Here is a 16352-nt window from a genome sequence, read left to right as displayed (position 1 = left end):
GCTACATTGGAATTGTAATTTGCCTGGTAGACGCAGTTTAAGCTGCGGTCTTGCGCAGGTGCTGATAGGGTGAAAATTATGTCTTTAGAGATGCTGGAACAGCTGGAAGCCAAAGTGCAAATGGCTGTCGATACCATTTCCCTGCTGCAGATGGAAGTGGAAGAACTGAAAGAGAAAAACGATAATCTGGTAAACCTTGCTCAGGAACTGCGCGCAGATCGTGAGTCACTGGTCCAGGATAACGAGAAGCTGCGTAATGATCATCAGGCGTGGCAGGAGCGTGTCCGCATGCTGCTGGGTAAAATGGAAACGGTGGAATAATTTCCACAACAACTGCCACCCGCAAGAAAAACAGAGCCATTTGGCTCTGTTTTTCTTTAAAGCGCACAGAATGTCAGCGGGGTATCAGTCGATATCCAGAGGTTCCGGAGACAAAATTACCCCGGTGTTGTCTGCATAGAGATGATCTTCCGGCAGGAAGGTGACTCCCCCGAAATTAACAGCGACGTCTACTTCCCCCGTTCCTTGCTTGTCAGCGCCGACTGGAATCGAAGCCATGGCCTGAATACCGATATCCAGCTCATCTAATTCATCGACATGGCGCACACAGCCATACACTATGATGCCTTCCCACTCACTCTGTACTGCCATTTGCGCCAGTTCGGCATCAATCAGCGCGCGACGAAGCGAACCGCCACCATCAATTAACAGGACTCGTCCAGCGCCCGGTTCTGCCAGCACAGTCTGAAGCAGACCATTGTCTTCAAAACATTTTACTGTGGTGATCTGGCCTCCGAATGAGCTTCGGCCACCGTAAGAGCTGAACATTGGCTCAACCACGTCAACCAGGTCGAGGTAAATATCACAGAGTTCAGAGGTATTGTATTCCATAAGCTCGCTTCTTTATTGGCAGTAATATTAAGCAGGACAGGAAGCAGAAAGCGCCCATTCACTAACTTGCTGAAAGTATAACCAGCTCAGGCTGCATTGCAATCTCGACGCCATGCTTTAGCGGTCGGCAAGCAATCCGATGGCAAACAGCAGGTTAGTCATCAGTGCTATTTTAGCCAGTAAGGCCAGCATAGGAGCCAATGATTGCGCTTTTTGCGTGGCCAGCACGTTAGCGGCATGCGCCAGCAACCAGGGGGCGGCCAGCAGAAACAACCAGCCCCACGGTGAACGGGCCGTCAGCAGGGCATAGGCCGCAAAGCCGAGCAGGCTGGCTGCCATGAGCAGCAGGTGATACCAGCGGCCTGCTGTCGGACCGAGTCTTGCCGCCAGAGTGAGTTTTCCGCAGGCCCTGTCGTTATCAATATCACGCAGGTTATTGAGATTCAGTACCCCGACCGCCAGCAGTCCGCTGGCCGTCGCTGGCAGTAAAATGGCCCATTGGAACTGTTGGCTCTGCAGATAATAGCTGCCGCCGACGGCGACCCAGCCGAAGAAGAACAGTACCGCAGGATCGCCCAACCCGCGATAACCATAAGGTTTCGCGCCTAAGGTATAGGCCAGTGCTGCCAGCACAGAAGCGACACCCAGGGCCATAAAGCTGAGCAAGACGGTGAGGGATGGTCGGGCCAGCCAGAGCAGGGCGATGCCGCTCAGGGTGGTTAACGTCAGGGTTACGGTTATGGCTGCCCGCATGGCAGGTAGGGAAATCCGGCCCTGCTGCAGTCCGCGCTGCGGCCCCAGTCGGTGGATGTTATCTGTTCCTTTGCGCACGTCGCCATAATCGTTGGCCAGGTTAGACAATATCTGGAGCAGCAAAGCTGTCAGCAGAGCCAGCAGGGCGATCGCCGGTGAAAAGTGCCCCTGGGCAGCGGCCAGGCTGTTACCGCACAGCAAAGCGGCCATGGCCAGCAGCAGGGTTTTGGGCCGGGTCGCATCCAGCCAGACGGAAAGAGAGGACAAAGCCATGATCCCAAGATAAAGACAGTATAGGGTATGAGTATGGCCCGATTACAGAAAGGAATGTTGTTCTGGCGCAACAAGAAGATAAAAAACGGGATGCCGGTCGATAATCTGGCATCCCGCTGAGTAAGGATAACGAGTGGCTAAGTTAACTACTCGGGTTACAGGATGAAGCGGCTGAGATCTTCGTCTTCCACCAGCTCGCCCAGATGGGCATGCACATAGGTTTTATCGATGATCTGCTCTTTACCGCCCTGCTCGGAAGCATCATAAGAGAGCTCTTCCATCAGGCGCTCCAGCACAGTGTGCAGACGGCGGGCACCGATATTTTCGGTGCGCTCGTTGACCTGCCAGGCCGCATCGGCAATCTGGGCAATGCCATCTTCGGTAAAGCTGATGGTGACATTTTCCGTGGCCATCAGGGCGCGGTACTGTTCGGTCAGCGACGCGTTCGGCTCGGTCAGGATACGCTTGAAGTCTTCGCTGGTCAGGGCTTCAAGTTCAACACGAATTGGCAGACGGCCCTGCAGCTCTGGGATCAGATCAGACGGACGTGCTACCTGGAAGGCGCCGGACGCGATGAACAGGATATGATCGGTTCTGACCATGCCATGTTTGGTCGAGACCGTCGAACCTTCCACCAGCGGCAGCAGGTCACGCTGGACCCCTTCGCGGGACACATCCGGGCCAGAGCTTTCGCCACGCTTACAGATTTTGTCGATCTCATCAATGAAGACGATACCGTTGTTCTCAACTGCGTGGATAGCCAGCTCTTTCAGCTCTTCCTGATTAACCAGCTTGGAGGCCTCATCTTCGGTCACCGCTTTGAGCGCATCTTTGATTTTCATCTTGCGCTTTTTGGTGGTGTTGCCCGCCAGATTCTGGAACATGCCCTGCAGCTGATTGGTCATTTCTTCCATGCCGGGAGGGGCCATGATCTCGACACCCATCTGAGGGGCGGCCACGTCAATTTCTATTTCCTTGTCATCCAGCTTGCCTTCGCGCAGCTTTTTGCGAAATGACTGACGGGTGGCCGAATTGGTGTCGCTTTCTTCATTCTTGCCCCAGGCATCACGCGGGGGCGGGAGCAACACATCCAGGATGCGGTCTTCTGCCAGCTCTTCAGCGTGGAAGCGGACTTTTTCGGTGGCCTGCTGATGGGTCATTTTGACCGCAACGTCAGTCAGATCGCGGATGATGGTTTCCACTTCTTTACCGACATAACCGACTTCGGTGAATTTGGTGGCTTCAACCTTGATGAAAGGGGCGTTGGCCAGTTTAGCCAGACGGCGGGCGATTTCGGTTTTACCGACACCGGTCGGCCCTATCATCAGGATGTTTTTCGGGGTCACTTCAACGCGCAGCTCTTCCGGCAGCTGCATGCGACGCCAGCGGTTACGCAGCGCAATAGCCACAGCACGCTTGGCCTTGTCCTGGCCGATAATATGGCGGTTCAGTTCATGAACAATTTCGCGGGGAGTCATTTCAGACATGGGGAATCCTTACTGGGTATCGAGTTCTTCAACAGTCTGGAAGTCATTGGTGTAAACGCAGATATCACCAGCAATGGTCAGCGACTTCTCAGCTATGGTGCGAGCATCCAGCTCGGTGTTTTCCAGCAGCGCCCGGGCTGCGGATAACGCAAAATTACCGCCTGAGCCAATGGCAATCAGGTCGTTTTCCGGCTGAACTACATCACCGTTACCTGTGATGATCAGCGAGGCGGTGGCATCCGCAACGGCCAGTAAGGCTTCCAGGCGGCGCAGGCTACGGTCGGTACGCCAGTCTTTTGCCAGTTCGACCGCGGCTTTCATCAGGTGCCCCTGGTGCATTTCCAGCTTGCGTTCGAAACGCTCAAACAGGGTGAAGGCATCGGCGGTACCGCCGGCGAATCCTGCCAGTACCTGATTGTTGTATAAGCGGCGGACTTTGCGGGCATTGCCCTTCATGACGGTATTGCCCAGTGAGACCTGGCCATCACCGGCGATGACGACTTTTCCATTGCGACGTACAGAGACTATGGTTGTCACGGTATTACCTCTTAGCATCAGTCCGGCTCGTGGGCCGGTATGGGTATAGCCGCAGATCTGGGGATGGTGGTTTCCGATTTCAAGGCAAACGAAACAATCTGCGCGGTGAAGGCCATAAAAAAAGGATGCCTTGGCAGCGTTTTGTCTGCTTCAGCATCCTTAATCAGTGTAGTTAGCCGTTATCAGGTCAGCAAACGACTCAGGCGTCCCAGTACCAGATGGCGCAAGGTTCAATCCCGGCCCGACGCAGCATATTGCGATCACTTTCGGCTTTGCGTTTCTGCGGGTATGGGCCGAGTACTACGCGATACCAGCTGCCTTTTTCACCCTGAGACACTTTGATCTGGCTGGTGAGCCCCTGGAAAGCAATCATGGCTTTGCGCTCCTCCGCCTGCCCTGGCGAGCGGTAAGCGCCACACTGCATCAGATAAGGGCGACCCGGCTTATCCGGAACCTTCTTCGCTTCCACCTGCACTTCTTTATTTTCCAGCTCTTCAATGTAGCGCCATTTTTCTGCAGGCTTAGGCGGTAATTTTTCTTGTTGCTTAGGCGCAGTCACAGGCTTGGTGTCGACTTTGGTGCTGGTTTCCTGCTTGGGCTTGGTGGCTGGTGCAGGCGGCGTTTTGTCTTTGACTGTGACCGGCGCCGGCTTAACCGGGGTCGTATGGGTTGCTGCAGGCTTGGGTGACGAAGACAGAAAATATAAGCCATAGCCGAGGGCAATAACCAGGCACAGGGCAATCAGTGCCCATTTTACCGGGAACTGGCCACTGGGTTTACTGCTGCGGGAAGGCGTTCTTCTGGCGGGCTTTTTCGCGGCCCGGCCTCGCTTGACGTAATCTTTGGTTGCCACAATGTCTTGATGATTGTTGGACTAATGGTCTGACATGGTACAAAGAAGTGTCCACACTGGCTAGTGTCGGGAAGCCTGTACCTGCCACAGAGGCAGAGCTTCCCGATCATTCTGTGACCTTTTGCTCAAAGTGGTGATTTTTTCAGCTCAGGTCGCGGTGGCTATTGCGGCTTGGTTGGCGGTGGCGCGGCACTTTCCCGGATGACCAGCTTGGCATCCAGCAGGCGCGAACCGGCAGCTATGTCCTTACCTTGCAGTATGTCCAGCAGCATCAGCATCGACTGACGGCCAATTTCATAGCGTGGCTGCGACACTGTGGTCAGCGGCGGATCGCAGTATTCGGCGAACTGGATATCATCAAACCCTACGATAGACAGGTCCTGAGGGACATTGATCCCTAATCGCTTGGCTTGCTGCATGGCGCCGATGGCCATGACATCGTTGTGGCACAGCAGGGCGGTCGGTGGCTCCGGCAGCGATAACAGGGTGGTCACAGCGCGGGCACCGCCGGCAAAGGTGAAATCACTTTTTACCGTGTAAGCCGGATTCAGTTCTGTGCCGGCACGGCGCAGGGCCTGCTGATAACCCTGAGAGCGGAACTGGCAGAGCATGGCACTGTCGGGACCTGTGATTTGGGCAATGTGTTTGTGGCCCATCTGGGTCAGGTAGTTCACGGCTTCAAATGCTGCGGTCAGGTTATCAATGTGGACGGTCGGCAGCTCCAGCTCAGGGGCAAACTCACAGGCCATCACCATAGGAGGCAGGTTTTTCTGTTCCGGTTTGCTGATATCAAAGGGTAAATCCGTGCCCAGCAGTAACATGCCGTCTGCCTGCTTGGTGAACACCAGATTCACGAATGAGTTCTCCCGGCTTTTCTGCTGGCCGCTGTCGCCCAGCAGTACCAGGTAGCCATATTCCATCGCTGCTTCTTCAATCCCCCGGATAATTTCCGTGAAATAGGGATCGCAGATGTCGGGGACGATAGCGACAATGGTTTTGGATTCATTGCGCCTAAGGTTACGAGCCAGGGAATTCGGGGAATAGCCAGCATCCATGACAGCCTGTTCGACTTTTTTACGGGTCGAGGCTGACACTTTTTCCGGGTTCATCAGAGCGCGCGACACAGTCGCGGTAGAGACTCCGGCTAGCTGGGCAACATCCTTCATTGTCGCCATAAATAGTTCCTCTCTAAGACATTTCTCTCAATAATGCTGGAGGATCGCAGCCAAATCGGTGCAGAAACCTGGTCCAACAAGCCTGTTATTGTAGGCGCTTTATGCGGGTTTAAACATGTGCCAAATAGCATAAATTACATTGGGCTTGTGATCCAAATCGCATTAATTATCTTATCTTCAGCTTAAATCCTGAGGTTCGACGTCTAGCGACCAGCGCACTTTCCGCGCCAATGGCAGCAAGTTAATGGCAGGACGGGCCACAGACAGCAGAGTTTGCAGGGTTTTCCTGTCGGGCGCCTGCAGCAGTAACTGCCACCGGTAGCGACCGGCGCGGCGGGAGAGAGGCGCCGGATTGGGGCCCAGCACCAGAGTGTGAGCCTCAAACAGCGGGCTGGCCTCCAGAATGCCGCGCATCTGATGCAGAAACTGCTCGGCCAGCTCACTTTGCGCTGCTTCGGCTCTGAACAGTGCCAGATAAGTAAAAGGCGGCAACATGGCCTGACGGCGTTCTGTCAGCGCCTGAACAGCAAAGTGGTCGTACCCTTTGTAGAGCAGGGCCTGAAGCAGGCTGTGTTCCGGATGGTGGGTTTGCAGCAGCACTTCACCCGGTTTACTGGCGCGGCCAGCACGGCCTGCGACCTGGATGAACAGCTGTGCCAGCCGCTCCGCAGCCCGAAAGTCATTACTGAACAGGGCGCTGTCGACATCGACCAGCGCTACCAGGGTCACATCCGGAAAGTGGTGACCTTTGGCCAGCATCTGGGTGCCGATCAGGATCTGGTACTCCTTGTTTCTGACCGCCTCAAGGTAATTGTCCAGGCTGCCTTTGCGGCGGGTACTGTCGCGATCAATGCGCACGGTACGGAACTCAGGAAACAAGCTGGCGAGCTGGTGTTCAAGCTGCTCGGTGCCGACCCCGACGGTCTGGAGCTGAGTCGAGCCGCACTGCTGACACTGGGGCATGACAGGACGCTGGGTCTGGCAATGGTGGCAGCGAAGCTCGCCGGAGTGCTGATGGTAAGTGTAATACGCATCGCATCGCTTACACTCCGCCAGCCAGCCACATTCGTGGCACATCAGCGCCGGCGCGAACCCGCGGCGGTTGAGAAACAGCATCACCTGATTGCCAGCGCTCAGATGCTGGCGCATACGGGCAATCAGCGGTGCGGACAGCCCTGCCTCCAGATGGAGTCCTTTCATGTCCAGTACCCCGTGACGGGCGGCCTGAGCGTTACCGGCGCGGCGGGTCAGATGCAGGTGGTGGTATTTGCCGGTTCTGGCATTGTGCAGGGTTTCCAGTGCCGGCGTGGCTGAACCGAGCACAACCGGAATGTTTTCTTTGCTGGCCCGCAGCACGGCCATGTCTCTGGCGTGATAGCGCAGGCTGTCCTGTTGCTTATAGGACGAGTCATGCTCTTCATCGACAATAATGATGCCGAGATCCGCGAACGGGGTGAACAGGGCAGAGCGGGTACCAATAATGATGCCGGCCTGATTGTCGCGCCCGGCCAGCCAGGCGCTGAGGCGCTCGGTATCATTCAGGCCGGAGTGAATAGTGAACAGCGGCACATTAAAGCGACGCTGAAAACGGCTGATGGTCTGCGGCGTCAGACCAATTTCCGGCACCAGCACCAGGGCCTGTTTACCGGCGGCCAGCACCGGCTCAATCAGGTTGAGATAGACTTCGGTCTTGCCTGAACCCGTCACACCTTCCAGTAAATAACAGGTATAACCCGGATTGGCATTGATACTGGCAATCGCCAGTGCCTGCTCTTCGTTGAGGCGGGGCTTCTCTTCGGTGACGGCGAAATCCGTTGGCCAGTGGGCGCTGGACGCTGTGGTGTGAAAACTGTCGACCCAGCCTTTTTCTGCCAGCGTTTTCAGGGTGGCGCTGTTAACCTCCTGGTCGAGTAAGGCATCGTGACTCAGCGCGCCATGGCGCAGCAGCGTCAGCACTTTTGCCTGCCGCGGTGCCCGTTTGAGCGCTGCCAGAGGTTGTTCCTGGCCTTTTTCTGTCAATTGCCAGTAACGAATCTCGGCATTGGCCGGTCTGCCTTTACGTAAGGCCGAAGGCAGGGCATTGGCCAGCGTATCGCCCAAAGGGTACTGGTAGTAGCGGCTGGTCCACTCCAGCAACTGAAACAATGGCGGTTGCCACAGCGGTTCGCTATCGAGAACGGCTTTGAGGGGCTTGAGCTGGTCGCGGGGAAAATCGGACTGCTCTGTCAGGGCAATCACTATCCCGGTGAGCTGCTGACGGCCAAATGGCACCCGTACCCGGCCACCGACCACGGGCCGTTGGCCTGATGGGATCAGGTAGTCGAAGCTTTTGTCCAGCGGAACGGGCAGGGCAACCCTGGCAATGGTGGCAGTCATGGGTATTGGCTGATATCACTTATACTTACAGGTAGATGGCAGTGTACCTTGCACAAGGGGTGAGGCAAAGCAAGACGACACTGCGATTGCAGGTTGATCTGTGTCGGCTGATTGATTATCATACGCCGCCTATTTGTCCAGCGCCTTTGGCCTGGCAGTATTTATTAACCACGTGTGGTGCCCGGCTTTGGATCGGGAGAGCGACACGGCCTTAGCTTAGAGGTTTCCCATGAAACAAGGTATCCACCCAGAATACACAGCTGTAAACGCAAAATGTTCTTGCGGCAACGCTTTTGTCTTTAATTCAACCATGAAAAAAGACATCAGCCTGGATGTGTGTGACAAATGTCACCCATTCTACACTGGTAAGCAGCGTCAAGTGAGCACCGGTGGCCGTATCGACAAATTCAACAAGCGTTTCGGCGCTCTGTCTAGCAAGTAATTGCTTTAAGACACTGTCGAGAAAAGGGACGCATATGCGTCCCTTTTTGCTATTTGCTGTTTCTTCCCGCCTTTAATGACTGATTTATTTGTAGTCATTGACTCCAACCTGTCATCCCCTGCATATCTTCTGGCCTGTCACGGTAATTGTCTTGGTATTACCAGCTTGTGCGAACTAGGATTTTGTGCTGCTATCGAATATGATTGATTGTTCAATACCGAACCGAACAGAACATCCATCCATTCAGGATTCTAATAATTATGTCTGAAGATTTTCGTCAACAAGCACTTCACTATCATGCTTACCCTGTCCCCGGGAAAATTTCGGTTGAACTAAGCAAGCCTGCCAATACAGTAGAAGATCTCGCTCTGGCCTACAGCCCTGGCGTGGCTGAGCCGGTGCGGGAAATCGCCCAGAATGCAGAGAATGTGTATAAGTATACAGGTAAAGGCAACATGGTTGCTGTGATTACCAATGGTACGGCCATTCTGGGCTTGGGTAACCTGGGGCCGTTGGCTTCTAAGCCGGTTATGGAAGGTAAGGCCCTGCTGTTCAAGCGTTTCGCTGGCCTGGATTCGATTGATATCGAAGTGAAACACCGTACCATCGACGAGTTCGTTGATACTGTGGCCAATATCGCCGATACCTTTGGTGGTATTAACCTGGAAGATATCAAAGCCCCCGATTGTTTTGAGATTGAAAAACGCCTGATCGAACGTTGCCAGGTGCCTGTGTTCCATGATGACCAGCACGGTACGGCAATTGTAACGGCAGCCGGTATGCTGAACGCACTGGAACTGCAGGGTAAAGATATCAAAGAAGCAGTGATCATCTGCCTGGGTGCCGGCGCAGCGGCCGTCGCCTGTATGGAACTGTTGATCAAATGCGGCGCGCAGCGTGAAAAAATCTACATGCTGGATCGCAAAGGTGTGATTCACACCCGTCGTGATGACATCAACGAGTATAAGCAACTGTTTGCCAACAACACAGATAAGCGCACCCTGGAAGATGTTATCGAAGGCGCGGATATCTTTGTCGGTGTCTCTGGCCCGGATCTGCTGGCCCCTGAGTCGCTGAAACTGATGGCTGACAAGCCGATCGTGTTTGCCTGCTCAAACCCGGATCCGGAAATTAAACCTGAGCTGGCCCATGCGGTTCGTAATGATTTGATCATGGGAACCGGCCGTTCGGATTATCCGAACCAGGTAAATAACGTCATTTGTTTCCCGTTTATCTTCCGTGGTGCGTTGGATGTGCGTGCCAGCGAGATTAACGATGAAATGAAACTGGCTGCGGTGAACGCTATCCGCGAACTGGCCAAAGAACCGGTACCGGCAGAAGTTGTTAAAGCAGCAGGTGTGGATAAGCTGGAGTTCGGTCCGGACTATATTATCCCTAAACCTATGGATCCGCGTTTGTTGCCACGGGTTGCCAAAGCGGTTGCGGTCGCGGCTGTGGAATCCGGCGTTGCCCGTATCGAAATGCCTGTGGGTTACATGGAAGTGTAATGACATACAGTGTGTGCTTATGATTGAAAAAACCAGCCATATGGCTGGTTTTTTTTTATCTCAAGGCGTTATGTTGATTATTCGTTGATGTCTTCGTACTCAATACCCAGGCTGTCCATGATGGCCTTAGCTTCTGCCGGTAAATCGTCAGGGCGATCTTTGCGGATATCTTCATCCGTTGGCAGTGGCTGGCCGGTGTAGGCATGCAGGAATGCTTCGCACAGCAGTTCACTGTTGGTGGCGTGGCGAAGGTTATTTACCTGACGGCGGGTGCGTTCATCTGTGAGGATTTTCAACACCTTTAATGGGATAGAGACAGTGATTTTCTTGACCTGCTCATTTTTCTTGCCATGTTCCGCATAAGGGCTGATGTACTCACCGTTCCACTTTGCCATTGTTTACCTTCTCAGCGATATAGGGTTTTGAAATATTGTATGGGGGGAATTTTAGCGGCATTTACTGCCACAAGCAAAGACATATAGACGTCTAGAAGTGTTGACGTCTTTTTTAAATCTCGCTAAGGTTGAAGCATCTTACTCTCGTCGGCCTCTGGCCTGGTCCCAGAAACAAGGAAGCAAATTACATGAGTGACAAGAAAACAGCTACTATCGCTGTTCGCAGCGGCATTGAAACCGATCAGCAATTTCGTGCAGTGGTGCCACCTATTTACTTGACCTCAACCTATGGCTTCCCTGAATTAGGGACTTTACCTCAGTACGATTATTCCCGCTCGGGAAATCCCACCCGTAATTTACTGGCAGACACTCTGGCGGAACTGGAAGGCGGAGCGGGTGGTGTGGTGACCAGTTGCGGTACAGCGGCGATTAACCTGCTGGCAACGGCGCAGCTGGGGCCGGATGATCTGGTTGTGGCCCCCCATGACTGCTACGGCGGTACCTACCGCTTGTTCAATACCCGTGCCGGCAAAGGTGACTTCAAGGTGCTTTTTGTCGATCAGGGCAACCCTAAGGCACTGGCTGAAGCACTGGCCAGAAAACCTAAACTGGTGTGGGTTGAAACGCCGTCCAACCCCTTGTTGCGGGTGATTGACGTCGAGCAGCTGTGTTTGCAGGCGCATGACGCGGGAGCGCTGGTGGCGGTGGATAACACTTTCCTCTCGCCGGCGCTGCAGCAGCCTATCGCGCTGGGCGCAGACTTCGTGGTGCATTCCACCACTAAATATATCAATGGGCATTCCGATGTGGTTGGCGGGGTGCTGATTGCGAAAGACAGCGAGCACGCCGAGAACTTGTCCTGGTGGGCCAACTGTATCGGCGCCACCGGCGCGCCCTTTGATGCTTACCTGACCCTGCGCGGCGTACGTACTTTGATGGCACGTATGCGTGTCCATGAAGAAAATTCCGCCCGGCTGCTGGCCTATCTGCAAACCCAGCCGCTGGTGGGTAAGATTTATCACCCCAGCCTGGCAGATCACCCAGGTCATGAGATTGCTGCCCGGCAGCAAAAAGGCTTTGGCTCCATGCTGAGTTTTGAGCTGGCCGGCAGCATGCAGCAACTGGAAGTTTTTGTGGCGTCTTTGCACGATTTCTCTCTGGCTGAGTCACTGGGCGGCACGGAGAGCCTGATTGCGCATCCTGCCAGCATGACCCACCGTGCCATGTCGGATGAGGCGCAGCGCGAGGCCGGTATCTTGCCGTCGTTACTGCGTCTGTCTGTGGGCCTTGAAGATGCTGATGATTTGATTGCCGATCTGGCTCAGGCCTTTACCAAAGCGGCGGAGGTCAGTGAATGACCCTGACACGTCAGTTGCACAAATTTGGCGGCAGCAGTTTAGCGGATGCCAGCTGTTACCGTAATGTCGCCCATATTCTCGAGCAGTATTCCAGCGCCGATGATCTGGTGGTGGTCTCGGCAGCCGGTAAAACAACCAACCGACTGATTCAGTGGCTGTCTTTGCTGAGCAAAGATGGCCGGCTGGCGCATGAAAGCCTGCAGGATTTGCGCACCTTCCAGCAGCACCTCATCGAAGAGCTGCTAGAGGAAACCGTGGCGGATGAGCTGTTAACCTCGCTGCATCTGGAGTTCAGTGAGCTGGGTCAGCTTACTGACAGCGAGATCACCCCGGCCAGACAAGCCTGGGTACTCGGACACGGTGAACTCTGGTCCTCCCGATTACTGGCCGCACTGCTGACACACAAAGGCATGGCGGCACGTGCGCTGGACTCGCGGAGTTTCCTGCGTGCCGAGCGCGCCGCTCAGCCGGAAGTTGACCGCGGCCGTTCACTGCCGTTGCTGCAAAATGAGCTGGCACAGCACAGTGGTCATCGCATGGTGATCACAGGTTTTATGGCCAGCAATCAAGCCGGAGAAACCGTACTGCTGGGGCGCAATGGTTCGGATTATTCCGCCACTGTTATCGGCGCCCTGGCCGGTGTCAGCCGGGTGACCATCTGGAGTGATGTCGCCGGTGTCTACAGTGCGGATCCCCGTCTGGTCAGTGATGCTTGTCTGTTGCCCTTGCTGCGTCTTGATGAGGCCGACGAGCTGGCTCGTCTGGCGGCTCCTGTGCTGCACAGCCGCACGCTGCAACCTGTGGCCCAGAGTGCCATCGACCTGACACTGCGCTGCAGCCTGCAGCCGGAATCTGGCTCGACCCGTGTGGAGCGGGTACTGGCATCTGGCCGTGGCGCCAAAATCATTACCTCTCTGGATGAGGTCTGTCTGCTGGAGCTGTCTGTCTCCCGTGCCCAGACGCTGGAGCAGGTGGAGCGCGAGCTGGCGACTTTGCTGCCGAAAGCGCAGCTGATCCCGCTGGCTCAAGCGGTGGAAACCGACAAAGGACAGATTCTGCTGGCATATACCGCCGAAGTGGCCAACGGGGTACTGGCACTGCTGCAGGACAGCGGTTTACCGGCCGAGATCCGTTTGCGCGACGGTTTTACTATGGTGGCCGCGGTAGGGGCCGGGGTGGTGATAAACCCTGTGCACTGTCATGGCTTCCAGCAGCAGTTGAAAGGCCAGCCGGTCGAATTTATTGCCGAAGCCGAATCCGGGCTGAGTCTGGTGGCGGTACTGCGGCAGGCCGATACCCAGACCCTGGTTCAGCTGATTCACCAAAATTTGTTCCAGGCGCAAAAGCGTATCGGTCTGATCTTGTGCGGCAAGGGCAATATCGGCAGCCGTTGGCTGGAGTTGCTGGAAGAAGAAAAGGTGGCGCTGGAAAAGCGTCACGGCATGAGCTTTACCCTGATAGGGGTGGCCGATAGCCGGCGCTACTGGCTTAATCTGCAGGGCATTGAGCCAGTTCAGGCTCTGACCCTGTTTGATGATGAAGCCACAGACGGCACGGACTGGCTCCCGGCTCTGGGGCAGCATGACTATGATGAGCTGGTGGTACTGGATGTCACCGCCAGCAAAGCACTGTCTGAGCGTTACCCGGAATTTGCCAGCCACGGCTTGCATCTGATTTCTGCCAACAAAGTCGCAGGCTCAGCAAAAGGCAAAGTCTACCGCGCTGTGGTTGATGCGTTCGAGAAAAGCAGCCGCCACTGGCTGTATAACGCCACTGTGGGCGCCGGATTGCCGGTCAACCATACGGTCAAAGATTTGCGCGACAGCGGGGATACGATTATTGCCGTATCCGGCATTTTCTCGGGTACTCTGTCCTGGCTGTTCCAGCAGTTTGACGGCAGCCTGCCTTTCAGTCAGTTGCTTGAACAGGCCTGGCAGCAGGGGCTGACGGAGCCGGATCCCCGCCACGATCTGGACGGCAGCGACGTGATGCGAAAGCTGGTGATTTTAGCGCGTGAATCCGGACTGGCATTGGAGCCTGAACAGGTCAAAGTTGAGTCATTGGTGCCAGAGGAGCTGGAAACCCTGAGTCTGGACGCCTTTTTTGAGCAAAGTGATGTGCTTGATGAGCGCTTGCAGGCGCGCCTGAGCAAAGCGCAGCGTGAGGGAAAAGTCCTGCGCTATATCGCGCGGCTGGACAAAAATGGTCACGCCGTGGTGGGCCTGGAAGCGCTGGAGCCTGAGCATGCGCTGGCGAACCTACTGCCGTGCGACAACATCTTTGCGATTGAAAGCCGCTGGTACCGGGACAATCCGCTTGTTATCCGCGGTCCTGGTGCGGGCAGGGATGTGACGGCAGGGGCGTTATTGTCGGATTTGAACCGACTGGCCCGGCTTTTGTAAGATTTTCCCGTTATGAGATAGATCCAAAGGGTAGCCTTGCGCTGCCCTTTTTGTTTCTTGTTGCTGTTTTTTCCCAGCATTGGTGCTGCCTGGCGGGCAATCGGCATAGTAAAACTCTGGACTTGAATAAACTGGGTTTTGATGTTGAGAAAAATTCATGTTCACGCGGTTGACATTAATTTGGTTACAAGACATCCTGTGGACATATAGACGTCTAAATGGTTGTTTGGCGTCAGAGTTCAGAGGGAAGGCCGCAGGCCAGCAGCAGGAAGGTTTCAATTATGGGTTATTCTTACGCCAGTCACTTGGATGCGTTAAATCAAAACATCGCCGATTTGAACGGCGCAATCAATGTATCATTTGAATTCTTTCCGCCAAGTTCGCCTGCGATGGAAGAAACCCTCTGGTCATCAATCCATCGTCTAAAAACGCTCAAGCCGAAATTTGTGTCTGTGACTTACGGTGCCAACTCAGGCGAGCGTGACCGTACCCACTCGATCATCAAAGACATCAAAGATCAGACCGGCCTGCTGGCCGCACCTCACCTGACCTGTATCGATGCCACGCGTGATGAACTGCGTGCCATCGCCCGTGACTACTGGAAAAGCGGGATACGCAATATCGTGGCGCTGCGGGGCGATTTGCCGCCACAGGGCGGTAAGCCGGATATGTATGCGGTCGATTTAGTCGAGCTGCTGCGTGAAGAAGCGGATTTCGATATTTCTGTGGCGGCTTACCCTGAAGTGCACCCGGAAGCGAAAAGTGCCCAGGCCGACCTGATTAACCTCAAGCGTAAAGTCGATGCCGGTGCCAGCCGTGCAATCACTCAGTTCTTTTTTGATGTTGAAAGCTACCTGCGCTTTCGAGATCGCTGTGTTGCCGCCGGTATTGATGTCGAAATCGTCCCGGGCATCCTGCCTGTGGTGAACATGAAACAGGCCAAGCGCTTCGCGCAGGCCAACAATGTGAAAATCCCTAACTGGTTAGAGAAACAATATCAGGGGCTGGATGACGATTTACTGAGCCGTCAGATGGTCGGGGCCAGTAACGCGATTGATATGGTGCGGGTACTGAGCCGTGAGGGGGTTAAAGATTTCCATTTTTACACCCTCAACCGTGCTGAGCTGACTTATGCGATTTGCCATACCTTAGGTGTGCGTGCCGAAGCTGACGTCATTGCCTGATGACAGTATCGGGCAGGAAAAGAAAAAGCCGCATTGCGGCTTTTTTTGTATCTGGCTGGCAGATGACGAATCGGCCCTGATGAGTAGCTGAGGAGCCGATAGGTCACTGATGCCAGTGTATCAGGGTCTGCAGGGTTACTCAGCGGCCATGGCGACATTGCTGTCGGCGCTGTCGATATCTTGCAGTTCTACCAGGACTTCTTCCGCCCAGTCGATCCAAGCCTGTCGGTTATGGATACCGCGACGCAGTGTCAGGCGATCGAGGCGCGACTGACGATCCATTTCTTTGTAATTGGCGAAATGGACTTTTTCCAGCTCGTGGTAATGGTTCATCAGGGTGTGTGATTCCTCGATCAGTGCTTCCAACTGGCGCTGCATAGGCAGTGAGTTGTGTACACCGCAAACCAGGAGTTTGGCAGAGAATTCATCACGAATGGTCGGATTGCGGGCAGGCTCCTGGAACCACTCAAACAGCGCCTGACGGCCCAGATCAGTGATAGAGTAGACCTTGCGATCCGGCTTGCCTTCCTGAGGTTCCAGTTTGCAGGTAACCTGATTGTTGGTGGCCATTTTGTTTAGCTCACGGTAAACCTGCTGATGACTGGCTTTCCAGAAATAGCCGATACTGTGAGAAAACTCTTTAGTTATGTCGTAGCCGGTCGCGTCGCGCGAACTCAGCACGGTCAATATGACGTGTGGTAGTGACATCTCTTCTATC

General features: G+C 54.7%; 15 protein-coding genes. 6 read left to right on the top strand and 9 right to left on the bottom strand.

Annotated elements, in window-relative coordinates:
* Positions 1-78 precede the first annotated feature (78 nt).
* Entirely contained in the window at positions 79-321 is a 243-nt protein-coding gene (gene zapB / locus IFO68_RS11210; RefSeq protein WP_192015961.1) for a cell division protein ZapB, read from the top strand.
* 84 nt (positions 322-405) lie between these two features.
* Here the strand turns inward: zapB and rraA are convergent, their stop codons facing one another.
* The 7 genes from rraA to priA all read right to left on the bottom strand — a co-directional run bounded on the left by rraA (position 406) and on the right by priA (position 8345).
* The gene (gene rraA, locus IFO68_RS11205) at positions 406-891 is read right to left on the bottom strand and encodes a ribonuclease E activity regulator RraA (protein ID WP_192015960.1); all 486 of its coding nucleotides are present in this window, start codon (positions 889-891) and stop codon (positions 406-408) included.
* A 117-nt stretch (positions 892-1008) separates the two neighbouring features.
* On the bottom strand, positions 1009-1917 hold the full coding sequence (locus IFO68_RS11200) for a 1,4-dihydroxy-2-naphthoate polyprenyltransferase (protein WP_192015959.1): 909 nt from the start codon (positions 1915-1917) through the stop codon (positions 1009-1011).
* Between the two features lie 155 nt (positions 1918-2072).
* Entirely contained in the window at positions 2073-3404 is a 1332-nt protein-coding gene (gene hslU / locus IFO68_RS11195; protein WP_192015958.1) for an HslU--HslV peptidase ATPase subunit, read from the bottom strand.
* 9 nt (positions 3405-3413) lie between these two features.
* Positions 3414-3941: an ATP-dependent protease subunit HslV gene (gene hslV / locus IFO68_RS11190; RefSeq protein ID WP_027250611.1), complete on the bottom strand. Its 528-nt coding sequence runs from the start codon at positions 3939-3941 to the stop codon at positions 3414-3416.
* 199 nt (positions 3942-4140) lie between these two features.
* On the bottom strand, positions 4141-4794 hold the full coding sequence (locus tag IFO68_RS11185) for an SPOR domain-containing protein (RefSeq protein WP_192015956.1): 654 nt from the start codon (positions 4792-4794) through the stop codon (positions 4141-4143).
* Between the two features lie 161 nt (positions 4795-4955).
* Positions 4956-5969 (bottom strand): DNA-binding transcriptional regulator CytR, encoded by a 1014-nt coding sequence (cytR, locus tag IFO68_RS11180; protein ID WP_192015955.1) that lies wholly within the window; start codon positions 5967-5969, stop codon positions 4956-4958.
* A gap of 177 nt (positions 5970-6146) precedes the next feature.
* On the bottom strand, positions 6147-8345 hold the full coding sequence (priA, locus tag IFO68_RS11175; protein ID WP_192015954.1) for a primosomal protein N': 2199 nt from the start codon (positions 8343-8345) through the stop codon (positions 6147-6149).
* Positions 8346-8574: 229 nt separating this feature from the next.
* Between priA and rpmE the strand changes: the two genes are divergently transcribed.
* On the top strand, positions 8575-8787 hold the full coding sequence (gene rpmE / locus IFO68_RS11170; protein WP_192015953.1) for a 50S ribosomal protein L31: 213 nt from the start codon (positions 8575-8577) through the stop codon (positions 8785-8787).
* A 260-nt stretch (positions 8788-9047) separates the two neighbouring features.
* Positions 9048-10295, top strand: a complete 1248-nt coding sequence (locus IFO68_RS11165; protein ID WP_161445616.1) for a malic enzyme-like NAD(P)-binding protein — start codon at positions 9048-9050, stop codon at positions 10293-10295.
* A gap of 77 nt (positions 10296-10372) precedes the next feature.
* On the opposite strand, the gene metJ is transcribed toward IFO68_RS11165, so the two are convergent.
* On the bottom strand, positions 10373-10690 hold the full coding sequence (gene metJ, locus IFO68_RS11160) for a met regulon transcriptional regulator MetJ (RefSeq protein ID WP_027250617.1): 318 nt from the start codon (positions 10688-10690) through the stop codon (positions 10373-10375).
* Positions 10691-10878: 188 nt separating this feature from the next.
* Here metJ and IFO68_RS11155 point away from each other — a divergent pair, with 188 nt between their 5' ends.
* From IFO68_RS11155 to metF, 3 genes are all read left to right on the top strand, one after another.
* Complete coding sequence (locus IFO68_RS11155) at positions 10879-12048, top strand: O-succinylhomoserine (thiol)-lyase (protein ID WP_192015952.1); 1170 nt, start codon at positions 10879-10881, stop codon at positions 12046-12048.
* Positions 12045-14450, top strand: coding sequence for a bifunctional aspartate kinase/homoserine dehydrogenase II (locus tag IFO68_RS11150; protein ID WP_192015951.1), 2406 nt, complete (start codon positions 12045-12047; stop codon positions 14448-14450). Before IFO68_RS11155 ends, IFO68_RS11150 begins: the two co-directional genes overlap by 4 nt.
* A gap of 281 nt (positions 14451-14731) precedes the next feature.
* The gene (gene metF, locus IFO68_RS11145) at positions 14732-15634 is read left to right on the top strand and encodes a methylenetetrahydrofolate reductase (protein WP_192015950.1); all 903 of its coding nucleotides are present in this window, start codon (positions 14732-14734) and stop codon (positions 15632-15634) included.
* Between the two features lie 135 nt (positions 15635-15769).
* Here metF and IFO68_RS11140 read toward each other — a convergent pair whose 3' ends face one another.
* Complete coding sequence (locus tag IFO68_RS11140) at positions 15770-16342, bottom strand: PadR family transcriptional regulator (protein WP_120513767.1); 573 nt, start codon at positions 16340-16342, stop codon at positions 15770-15772.
* Positions 16343-16352 lie beyond the last annotated feature (10 nt).

It is taken from the genome of Photobacterium arenosum (genome assembly GCF_014841115.1).
Lineage (GTDB): Bacteria > Pseudomonadota > Gammaproteobacteria > Enterobacterales > Vibrionaceae > Photobacterium > Photobacterium arenosum.
Note: the sequence above shows the minus strand (reverse complement) of the source record. Positions and strands in the feature narration are given on the sequence as shown.